The organism is Egicoccus sp. AB-alg6-2, assembly GCF_041821025.1.
Classification (GTDB): domain Bacteria; phylum Actinomycetota; class Nitriliruptoria; order Nitriliruptorales; family Nitriliruptoraceae; genus Egicoccus.
The window spans coordinates 1-5,412 of sequence record NZ_JBGUAY010000015.1; the positions used below are offsets into that span (position 1 = coordinate 1).

A 5,412-nucleotide genomic window follows, 5' to 3' on the forward strand; every position below is an offset into this window, starting at 1 on the left:
TCGGTCCTGACCACTCGGGGCGCGTCACCCACACGGGCGGCGCGCCCCGAAACCGTGACCGGCGCATCACCCACGACGGCGGCATCCCTTGCGTTTCCAGCTCACGGCCCGGACCGGGCATCCCGACTTCCTCGACCTGCCCTGGGACGAGCCGCTCGCCGCGTGGGAGTCCGACCGTCTCGTCGAGATGCCGATGGGCATCCACCGCCATGTCGTGCGCACCGTGAAGTACGGCGACCGCCTCTACCACCTCAAGGAACTGCCGCGCCGGTTCGCCGACCGCGAGTGGCGCTTCCTGCGCCACCTCAAGTCCGAGGGCGTTCCGGTGGTCGACGTCGTCGGCGTCGTCAGCCGCCGTGAGACCCGCGAGGGCGCGGCGCTCGAGGCGGTGCTCATCACCGAGCACCTCGAATACTCGGTGCCCTACCGGCTGCTGTTCCTGCGCCAGGAGCACCAGCGCCTGCGCGAGCCCATGATCGACGCACTCGTGCACCTGCTCGTGCGCATCCACCTGCAGGGCTTTCTGTGGGGCGACTGCTCGCTTTCCAACACGCTGTTCCGGCGCGACGCCGGGCGTCTGTCCGCCTACGTCGTGGACACCGAGACCGGTGAGCTCTACGAGGACCTGTCGTCGGGGCAGCGTCGGATGGACGTCGAGCTCGCCATCGAGAAGTGCGGTGGTGAGCTGATGGACCTGCAGGCGGCCGGCGTGCTGTCCGCCGACATCGACCCGTTCGAACTCGGCCTCGAGCTCGCCGACCGCTACGACACCCTGTGGGCCGAGCTGACCCGCGACGAGCTGTTCAGCGACGACGAGCGGTACCGCATCCACGACCGGCTGCGCCGCATCAACGAGCTCGGCTACGACGTCGAGGAACTCGAGCTGGTGCAGGACGCCGGCAATCCCGGCCTCACCCGCATGGTGCTCAAGACGTCGGTCCTCGAGCCCGGACGCTACCGCCGCCTGCTCAAGGACCTGACCGGACTCGACGTGCAGGAGAACCAGGCTCGGCGCCTGCTCAACGACATGCACAACTTCGGGGCATGGCTGCAGGCCGAAGAGGGCCGGTCGATGCCGGAAGCGCTGATCGCCCACCGCTGGATGGAGCAGTCGTTCGAGCCGATCGTGTCGACCGTTCCCGAGGAGTTGCGCGGCAAGCGTGAGTCCGCCGAGATCTTCCACGAGGTCATCGACCACTGGCACCACCTCTCCGAGCTCAAGGGTGCCGACGCCGGCCTGTTCGATGCCGCGCGCAGCTACGTGGACACCGTGCTTCGCTTCGAGCCCGAGGAGCGTCGGGTGTCGCCCGCCGAGATCGCCGACGAACTCGAGGAGCTGGTGCCCGACGCGCTCGCGGACTTCGAAGCGCCCTCCTGACCGGGGGCCGCACCTCACTACCGCCGGCAACCGCCGTTACCGTCGCGTCGTGGGCGAGGAAGGGCGGGCGGTGGACGAGATACCGGCGACCGACGACCTCGCCATGCTCGCCGACCACCTCGAGCAGCTGCGGTTCGGGCTGAGCGGACCCGCCTCCGAGGCGCTGCAGCAACGTGCCGTCGCCACGGCGCGTCGGCTGCGGGCGACACTCACCCGCAGCGCCGACCTCGACGCGCCGCTGCTCGTCGTCGTTGCCGGTGGCAGCGGGGCGGGCAAGTCCACGACCGTCAACTCACTGGCGGGAGCGCGCGTCGCCGCCACCGGCGTGGTGCGGCCGACGACACACGCACCCGTGCTGGTCTGCCATCCTGCCGACGAGGCCCGGCTGGTCGACGCCGCCGTACTGCCACACCTCCCGCGGGTCCGTGGGGGCGACGGAGCGGCCGGCGGGCGGCGCCTGGTCGTGCGGACGAGCGAGGGGTTGCCGGCGGGGTTGGCGCTGGTCGACACGCCCGACGTCGACTCGGTCGAGACCCACAACCGGCAGTTGGCCGAGAGCGTGCTCGACGTCGCCGACGCCTGGCTGTGGTTCGTCACCGCACGGACCTACGCCGACGAGGTCGGTGCGGTCTACCTCCGCCTCGCGCGCGACCGCGAGGTGCTGACGGGCGTGGTGGTGACCCAGGTCCGCGCGGACGATCGCGACGAGGTGCTCGACGACGTCGCCCGCCTGCTGGCCACACAAGGGGTGGAGGTCGACACGCTGGTCGACGTGGCCGTCACCGAGGTGCGCGACGAACGCCTTCCAGACGCGGCGATCGCGCCGCTCCGGAACTGGCTGGCCGGCCTGGCGACACCGCAGGCCCGCGCCGAGGTCCGGCAACGGGCGCTGCAGGGACTGCGGGCTGCCACGCCGGGCGAACTCGTACCGGTCGCCGACGCGCTCGAGGCCGAGCAGGCGACGGCCGAGCGCCTGCGTTTCGCGCTCGACCAGGCCTATCGGGGGCTGGGCGACGACCTCGCACTCGAACTCGATCGTGGCATCCCGTTGCGGGCCGACGTGCTCGACCGCTGGCGCGACCTGGTCGGCGGCGGCGAGGCGATGCTGCGCATGCAGACCGCCGCGACGCGGGTCCGCGACATGGTGCGTGGCATGCTCGGTGGCGACGGCGAGGCGACGGCGAGCCCCCGTCAGGTGCGCACCGAGGTGGCCGGCACCCTCAGCGACACGATCGGCCGGCTGCTCGAGCGGGCCGGCTGGGACGTCCGGCGACGCTTCGAGTCGGACCCCGTCGGTCGCGAACTGCTCGACCGGCATCCCGAACTGCGGACCGAGGAGCCCGACCGCGCCCAGCGCGTGCGTGCCGAGGTCGACGCCTGGGGCGAACACGTCGCGGAACTGGTCGCCACCGTCGGCGCCGACCGACGGGTCCAGGCCCGCGTGTGGTCGACCGCGCTGAACGCGGTTGCCACCGCCGCCATCCTGGTGGTGTTCACCGTCAGCGGCGGCCTGACGGGCGGCGAGCTCGGCATCGCGGCGCTCGCCAGCGCGGGCAGCCAGGCGCTGCTGGTGCGACTCTTCGGCGAACAGAACCTGCGCATCCTGCTGGCCGACGCCAAGGCCGACCTCGATGTCCGCCTGACGCGGCTGATCGAGCTCGACCGGGCCCGCCACGACGCGGTGCTCGACGGCGCGCTGGACCCGTCGCCACGGGTCGGCGCCGTCCTCGCGGCCGCCGGACGCCGCCAGTGAGGGCGAGGCCGGCCGCCCCGGCGCAGCTGCAGGTCGGTGACGCACTGGACGCCGTCGTCGAACTCGGCGACGGACGGCTCGAACCGTCCGTCGTCGCCGAGGCGGGGGAGCTGCGTCGCCGTCTCGACGAACGTCTCGCGCGGGGGGACGGGCTGACCGTCGCCGCGCTCGCCGGGGGCACCGGCGTCGGCAAGTCGGCGTTGACCAACGTGCTCCTGGGTCGCGAGGTGGCCGTCGAGGGTGCACGACGTCCGACGACCTCACAGCCCCTGGCGGGAGTGTCTCGACACACGGACGTCTCGGACGCCCTCCTCGACTGGCTGGACGTACCCGAACGACACGAGGTCGGCGACGCCCTCCCCGATGGTCTGGTGCTGCTCGACCTCCCCGACCACGACTCCGTGGTCGCGTCGCACCGGGCGACCGCGGTGCGCATGGCCGCCCGGGTCGACGTGGTGGTCTGGGTGGTCGACCCGCTCAAGTACGCCCGCGAGGACACTCATGCCGGCCCGTTGGCGGACCTGACCGCGCACGCCGAGGTCCTGCTGGTCGTGCTCAACCGCGCCGACGAGCTTCCGCCGGACCAGCTCGAAGTCTGCCGTACCGACCTGCGTCGACGGCTCGAAGCCGGGGGACATGGGCAGGCGCGGCTGTTCGCGACCTCGGCGAGAACCGGTGCCGGCGTCGACGAGCTCCGGAGCGCCCTGGTGGAACTGGCGGAGCGCCGGCGCGCCGCCGCGGCGCGGCTGGTCGCCGACGCCGCCGTCTTCGGAGGGCGCACACTCGATCATCTCGACACCGCCGAGGTGCGGACACCCGACGTGGACGACGTGCTCGCCGAGGTCCTCGTCGCCGTCGACGGGCACCGCGCCGCTGCCGAGGCCGCCGGGCTCTACCGGCTGGAGACGGCCCGACGCGCCCGTTCGCCGTTGGCCAGGGCGCTGGGGCGCCCCTTCCGGGCCGCGGCCTCCAACCTGCTCCGGCGCACTGCGGACGGACCGCCGCCGCGGACGGCGACCGTCGAGGCGGTCGAGTCGGCCATGCTGCGGGCCGCGGACGTCGGTCGTACGTCCGGGCACGCCCATGCCGCGATGCACCAGGCGGTACAGCGGGCGGCGAGCCGGTCGGCGCCGACCCTGACGGACGCGGTCGCAAGGGCCGACCTGGTGCCCCGGCCCCGACGCTGGTGGAAGGTTGTCTCCATCCTTCGCCTGGTCGCCGAACTCGTCGCCGTCGTCGGCGCGCTCTGGTTGGCGGCTTTGGCCGTCGTCGACTGGTTGCGGCTGCCGGAACTCCCCGTGCCCCACGTCGCCGGTGAGCTGCCATGGCCGACCGCGTTGCTGCTGGGGGGCGTGCTCGCGCGGTTGCTGTTCGGCGTGCTGACGCGCTGGTTCGCGCGCGTCGGTGCCCGCCGTCACGCGGCCCGTGTCCGTCGACGGATCGAGGAGGGCCTGCGCCGGGCAATCACCGAGGGCCTGCTCGCTCCGCTCCAAGACGAGATCGACGCGCAGGCCCGACTCCGCGCCGCCGTTCAAAGCCTCGCCGAGGCAGCCTCGCGGCCGTGACCGGTGAGACCGGTTCGGGGCGCTTCGCGCCCGTTTGAACGCGTGTGCGAGCGTTGTGCGGAGCGGTGGGTCGGGAGGCGCATGTTCCACAGGTGGCTGCTCCGTCGTCCTTGACGTGGCCGCATCCAAACGTACGTTCGACCATGAACTCGCCGATCGCCCCCACCTTCTCCCGCCGCCACCGTGGCGGCCCCGGGACCCGTCGGCACGTCACGGCCATGTCCTGGCGCGAGCGCCGACTCCGCGAGATGGTCGAGGGCGAGGCGACCGCGGTGGGGCCGGCGGTCGCGGTGCCGTCCGTGGTGGCCGCTGACGCGCGGGGCGGTTATGACCGTGCCGCCCGGGATGTGGTGGTGGCCGCTGATGAGCGGGGCGGTTACCAGGGTGGCGCCGGCGGCGCGGTCGCTGATGGTCCGGGGGCCGGGACGGCGCAGACGGCCGATGGTGGGGTGGTACCGCCGCCGTCGGGGCCGGATCCTGAGCCGGTGGGGGATCTTCGGGGTGCGGTTGCGCAGGCGCGGGCGGCGCTGTTGCGGGTGCACCGCATGGCCTGTGCGGAGCAGGTGTCGTGCGGTGGGGAGCTGGCGGCACTGAGCGAGCTGGTGGACACGTTGGATCGTGGTCATGCGGCGGCGCTTGCGTTGGTGGATCGGATCGAGTCGCAGGGCCTGGCGGAGCGGCGGGCGGGGTTGCCGTTGGCGTCGGTGTTGGCGATG

The 5,412-nt window shown here is 72.9% G+C and carries 3 protein-coding genes and 1 pseudogene; all 4 read left to right on the forward strand.

Going from position 1 to position 5,412, the window contains the following annotated elements; genetic code table 11:
• The first annotated feature begins 88 nt into the window (after positions 1-88).
• Complete coding sequence (locus ACERMF_RS17650) at positions 89-1,378, forward strand: DUF4032 domain-containing protein (protein ID WP_373670469.1); 1,290 nt, start codon at positions 89-91, stop codon at positions 1,376-1,378.
• Between the two features lie 70 nt (positions 1,379-1,448).
• A complete protein-coding gene (locus tag ACERMF_RS17655) occupies positions 1,449-3,131 on the forward strand; it encodes a hypothetical protein (protein ID WP_373670470.1) in 1,683 nt (560 codons plus the stop codon).
• Positions 3,128-4,696, forward strand: a complete 1,569-nt coding sequence (locus tag ACERMF_RS17660) for a GTPase (RefSeq protein WP_373670471.1) — start codon at positions 3,128-3,130, stop codon at positions 4,694-4,696. The genes ACERMF_RS17655 and ACERMF_RS17660 overlap by 4 nt, the downstream gene beginning before the upstream one ends.
• Positions 4,697-4,839: 143 nt before the next feature.
• Positions 4,840-5,412: pseudogene (locus tag ACERMF_RS17665) on the forward strand (hypothetical protein); the annotation flags it as partial.